Source organism: Kitasatospora sp. NPDC001664 (assembly GCF_053596675.1).
Genome location: NZ_JBSFGS010000080.1, coordinates 1 through 3,999 on the forward strand (window position 1 = coordinate 1; position 3,999 = coordinate 3,999).

Sequence of the window (3,999 nt, forward strand, 5' to 3'; positions counted from 1 at the left end):
CGACCCCCGGCCCTACGTCTGGACCAAACCCGCTGACCAGATCCTCGAATCCCTCGCCGGATACATCCGACGGATCAAGGACTCAGGACACTAGGTGTCGGGTGTCGGGCGTCTCTGTCTGCCTGCGTTCGGCCGGTCTGTCCGGTCTGGTCGTGGTGCCCGGTGGGCCGTGTACGGAGGGGCAGATTCTTGCGGGGGTTTACCCCTACGAAGACGGGGGCGTGCCCCAGTGTGCGGGGAGCCCTGCCGAAGTGAAGATCAACTCATCGAAACGCCGTGGTAATCGGCGGTGCAGCGAGTTGAGGAGTGGTCAAGGGATGGCTGGCAGCAAGTGGTTCGGACGTCGTGGGGCACTGGCGGCGGCGATGGCGGTCGCTGCCACCGTGCTGGTTCCCCTGGCGGCGGCCGGGGCCCCCGCCGCCGTGGCGGCCTCGGTCGGCGCCGCCGTCGCGGCGGGGGACCCGGTCGGGCAGCGCGCGGCGGTGGTGCGCGCGCTGGAGGGCGTCGCGCACCCGCTGCGCACCACGGAGGCCCGGGGTGGCGCCGCCGATCTGCGGGCGCTGGGCGCGATGATCGGGGACGCGAAGGTGGTGGGTCTGGGGGAGGCCACCCACGGCTCGCACGAGTTCTTCGCGATGAAGCAGCGGGTGCTGCGCTACCTGGTGGAGGAGAAGGGCTTCACGGCGTTCGCACTGGAGGCGAGCTGGAGCAGCGGCCTGCAGATCGACGCGTACGTGCAGGGCGGGCCCGGCGAGGCGCGGCAGGTGGTGAAGGACGCCCTGGGCGGCAGCCCCTGGGACCGGGAGGAGTTCGCCGAGCTGATCTCCTGGATGCGCTCCTACAACCAGAGCCGGCCCGGCACTCCGGTGCACTTCGTCGGCGACGACCTGGGCCTGCCCCGGCTCGGTGACCCGCTCTTCGCCCAGGTCACCTCCTACGTACGAGGAGCCAGCCCTGACGCGCTCCCGCAGCTCGAGGAGCTCTACCGGGGGCTGCGCCCGCTCGACGACGTTTTCGCCTACCTGCGCCAGCCGCTCGAGGTCCGCCGGGCCAACGCCGCCACCGCCCAGCAGGCGCTCGACCTGGTCACCGCCACCGGCACCCCCGGCACGCCGGCTCACACCTGGGCGGTGCAGCACGCCCGCAACATCGCCCAGACCTTCGCCTTCACCACGCTCGACCTCGCCGACCCCGCCTCCGTCTCCGCCGCCCAGCAACTGCGCGACCGCGCCATGGCCGACAACGTCGCCTGGTGGCAGCGCCACACCGGCGGCAAGGTACTGGTGTCAGCACACAACGGACACGCCGGCTACGCCTCCACCGACCCCTTCCTGTACCCCAAGCCACAGGGCTCCCAGCTGCGCGAGACCTACGGGCGCGGCTACGTGGCCATCGGCTTCACCTTCAACAGCGGCTCCTTCCTGACCAACGACGCGGTCCTCACCGACAACTGGAAGACCGTCACCGTCCCGCCGGCCACCTTGGACATGAACGAGCACACCCTCGACCGGGTCCGCCACCGGGACTACTACGTCGACCTGCGCACCGCCCCGAAGGCGGCCCGGGACTGGCTGAACGTCAGCCGCCCCACGTACGACGCCGGTTCGGTCTACGTGAGCGACCCGATGCCGCGCCTGGCGATCGGCCAGGCCTACGACGTCCTGATCCACCTCAACCAGGTCACCCAGGCCCGCACCTTCTGAACCCACAAGACGTCCGGACGAGCCACCCGTCAAGACCGCTTGTCAACCGGTCAAGGTCGCGTGTCAGAGGACACCGGCTGTCTGACGCATCTCACCGAAGTTTGACTAGCTCCCACCAGATCAGGTGTTGGTTCGCTGTACCTGGGCGACGGCCCGGCAGGGAGGTCGGTATCTCGTCGGTGACCCAGACGTACTCCAGCGCCGACAGGACCGTCCCGCCCTCGGCCCAGAGCAGCAGTTCGCCATGGGGCGCTCCCCTCACCCCCGGAGGAGCGTGCACGAGGTGGGAGATCCGGCCTACCGCCAGCTGCCACCGGCCCCACTCCAGCGACGACCCCTGCTGCGCCCCGGGTGCAAGAGCGCCGTTCAGGCCGCCGCGATCAAATGCGGCCACCCTCCCCGGAAACCCCTCGTCTGCACGGCTCCGCTGCCTAGGCTCCTCAAGCGGTCGGGGATGCTCCGTATCTTCCCTGGCCTGAGAGTTCACTGATCGCGGGCGCCTCCCACATGACCGGACGGCTACATGCGGCTGTCCAGGTTCCGGGGGTTGTTTCGCTGAACTGTAGGGGGTTCCACATGCCTGACATCGATCTCGGCCTGGCGTCCGACTGGCCCGAAGGCGATCCGCGAGGCCGCGTCAAGCTCGTCCAGAACCGGACCTACCCCACGTCGCCCAAGAAGGACGTGGCCGTCATCTCGCCGAACAGCATCGAGATCGAGGTGAACTCGGACCTCGCCAGCTCGCAGGAGAAGTCCAAGGTCTACTTCACCACCCACCAGGGCAGCAGGAAGGTGGTCATCGCGGTGCTCGACTCCGAGGGCAACCTGAGTATCAGGGGGAAGGTCATCACGGACCAGAAGAACCTGGGGTACTAGCGCCGCCAGGCGGCGCACAACGGGCCGGGCTGCACAGCATCACCGCTGCGCAGTCCGGCCCTTCGCATGCCAGGGGACACCGGCTACCGGCTCTGGGCGGCGGTGTCGATGGCGGCGAGCAGGTGGGCGTGGACGGCTTCGGCGGCCTCGCGGGTGGCCGGGTCCGGGTCCTCCAGCTGCGGGGCGATGAGGGCGGCGGCCGCGGCGAGGACCGGTACCGGCACGGTCGCCGACCGCAGGTGCAGCAACTGGGAGGCAGCCTGCTCTGCGGGGGTGGTCTGGATGCGGGTGGGGATCAGGGAGTGCAGGCCGCGCGGCTGGGTGCTGGTCACCGGCCCCATTCTTCCGCGTGCGGGCGGGTGTCGGTCACCACGGCCGGTCTTCCGGCTCGGCGGCGGGCAGGGTGCCGTGGTGGTGGCGGGCGATGGCCTCGAGGAGCGCGGTGCGGGCCTGACGCCAGCGGACGTCCTCGGTCCGGCCGGCGTCGGCCGCCCACCCGGGAAGTGGCCGCTCCTGCGCGGCCGCCGTCAGGTCGCGGCCGAGCACGCCGATCGCCTCCTGCCAGGCGGCGAGCTCGCGCAGCAGGGAGCGCACCAGCTGGTCGACGGCGGCCGCCGGATCGGCGCCGAGCGTCCGGGCTTCGCCGGCCGCCTCGGCGAGCAGGTCCTCGTCCAGGCCCTCGAAGTCCTCCCGCCACCGCTCCGCCCGCTCCTCGAAGGCCTGCAGCACCTCGTGCAGCGCGGCATCGACGGCGGCCGCCGACCACGGCGGCGGCCGGCGGGGAGCGCTCACGGTGTCGGCCAGCACCCGGTCCGCCACCGGCCCGAGCGCCCGCCGCCCAGCCCGGCCGCCTCGCCCGTTCGCAGTCATCGTCACACGGGTGCAACCGCCCCGCGGTCCGGCCGGTCACGGGTGCAGCGGTGCGGTGCAGCGTGCTGCACGGCCCGGTGCAGCATCCGGTGCAGCGCCGGCTGTCGCAGTCGCACCTGGCGTGCTGCACCAGGCGGTGCAGCACCCGGCCGTCCGGGGTGCGACAGCAGCGGGCTGCCCGGGCGGGACAAGCTGCACCGGCGGTTGCAGCGGTACTCGAACGGTTGGTGCAGCGTGTGCAGCAAGGCTCCCCTTGCTGCACCGGGCAGGGAGTGCAGCGCCGGGAGGTGCTGCACGCCGTGCAGCGGATGAGCGCTCATTGCGCTTGCGCAGGGCGGGACAACATGTGCTTGCGCAGGCGGTGGTGCGGGACAACGTGGCGGGCGGGTGGGGGACAACGTGGTGGTGAGCGGTACGGAATTCCGGCGGGCGGTACGGAAATCCGGGGGCCGTCCGGGCTCGACCCGGGGCGGGATACCGTACCGGTTCGGAATTCGGTTGCCGTGCCTGGCTACGATCAGCGGCATGGAAAACGGACCGGTCCGAAATG

At 71.3% G+C, this 3,999-nt stretch carries 4 protein-coding genes; 2 read left to right on the plus strand and 2 right to left on the minus strand.

Translation table 11 applies throughout. From position 1 onward, the window contains the following. Window positions 1-317 precede the first annotated feature (317 nt). Window positions 318-1,703: an erythromycin esterase family protein gene (locus ACWCYY_RS40650; protein ID WP_449798956.1), complete on the plus strand. Its 1,386-nt coding sequence runs from the start codon at window positions 318-320 to the stop codon at window positions 1,701-1,703. A gap of 576 nt (window positions 1,704-2,279) precedes the next feature. Then, complete coding sequence (locus tag ACWCYY_RS40655; protein ID WP_449798957.1) at window positions 2,280-2,579, plus strand: DUF6342 family protein; 300 nt, start codon at window positions 2,280-2,282, stop codon at window positions 2,577-2,579. An 83-nt stretch (window positions 2,580-2,662) separates the two neighbouring features. Here ACWCYY_RS40655 and ACWCYY_RS40660 read toward each other — a convergent pair whose 3' ends face one another. Then, window positions 2,663-2,911 (minus strand): hypothetical protein, encoded by a 249-nt coding sequence (locus tag ACWCYY_RS40660; protein ID WP_449798958.1) that lies wholly within the window; start codon window positions 2,909-2,911, stop codon window positions 2,663-2,665. A gap of 34 nt (window positions 2,912-2,945) precedes the next feature. After that, window positions 2,946-3,449, minus strand: coding sequence for a hypothetical protein (locus ACWCYY_RS40665; protein WP_449798959.1), 504 nt, complete (start codon window positions 3,447-3,449; stop codon window positions 2,946-2,948). Window positions 3,450-3,999: the final 550 nt, after the last annotated feature.

Coding starts and splice junctions, on each gene's coding strand:
- ACWCYY_RS40665 (WP_449798959.1), bottom strand. CDS start 3,449: ATGACTGCGAACGGGCGAGGCGGCCGGGCTGGGCGGCGGGCGCTCGGG.
- ACWCYY_RS40655 (WP_449798957.1), top strand. CDS start 2,280: ATGCCTGACATCGATCTCGGCCTGGCGTCCGACTGGCCCGAAGGCGAT.
- ACWCYY_RS40650 (WP_449798956.1), top strand. CDS start 318: ATGGCTGGCAGCAAGTGGTTCGGACGTCGTGGGGCACTGGCGGCGGCG.